Consider the following 930-nt stretch of genomic DNA (forward strand, 5'->3'; position numbering starts at 1 on the left):
TATCAGAATAGCTTCGTCTGCCAACTGCTAGAACTAAATAATCGTACAATAAAGGATCGCCATCTTGCAATAGAATTTGATGTTCTTGTAAATCAATCCCTTTTACAGTTCCTTGATGAAATTGAATATCTGTATCCATCAATAACTTTTGAAAGGAGGGAGCTACTTCCCAGGTTTGGAGTTCTCCGGTGATTAATTCATAGAGAAATGGAGTAAATAGAAAGCGATCTTTTTGATCAATTAGAACAATTTCCGGCTTTTTCCCTTTAGACCAAGATAGACGATCTAAGTACAAAGCTGTATATAATCCAGCAAAGCCACCACCGAGAATACAAATTCGGCTTGAAGTTCTGTACCCAGATTTGACAACTTGCAGCATATATATGTTTCCTATGAGGAGAGGATACGGGTCATAACCGGGAAAAAAGTTATGAAGAATTAGCGAGATGGACGCTATCCAAGCGACAATGATAACTGATCTGAGTTTTTTTCAGAGATTGATTTTAAAACTTGAATTAACCGGATGAAACAATACAATTTAATTTATATTGTTGACAGGAGTTAATAACAGGTGTTTATGTAAAGTTATCCAGAGATTTATGTAAAACTTTTGTAAAATCTATCTTGATTGCTTTGGGAATCTAGCTCAGATTGGTATAAATACATCGCATTGGCAACAATTGACGGAGACACCGGGATTTGAGATTTATGTTTGGTTAAGTTTTCTGAGAGAGATATAGTGCTACTCACTAAGGTTAGGACATTTGTAAAGGCTGAAAACCTTTGATAATCGAACTTTTGCCTAAGATTGCAAAGTTGCTCCACGCAGGCGTGACCCCAAGACCCTCCGGGTTCGGCAGTCACTCTCTTACGAAGTTCCTACAACGGGGGGAACCCCCGCAACGGAGATCAGAAGAGCACACGTCTGAG

1 protein-coding gene is annotated in these 930 nt (G+C 38.6%); it reads right to left on the reverse strand.

What is annotated here, in order from left to right:
* The coding region (locus tag M595_RS27950) for an FAD-dependent oxidoreductase (RefSeq protein ID WP_023068122.1) at positions 1-379 on the reverse strand (379 nt) is incomplete at its 3' end.
* Between the last annotated feature and the right edge of the window lie 551 nt (positions 380-930).

Source organism: Lyngbya aestuarii BL J (assembly GCF_000478195.2).
Taxonomy (GTDB): domain Bacteria; phylum Cyanobacteriota; class Cyanobacteriia; order Cyanobacteriales; family Microcoleaceae; genus Capilliphycus; species Capilliphycus aestuarii.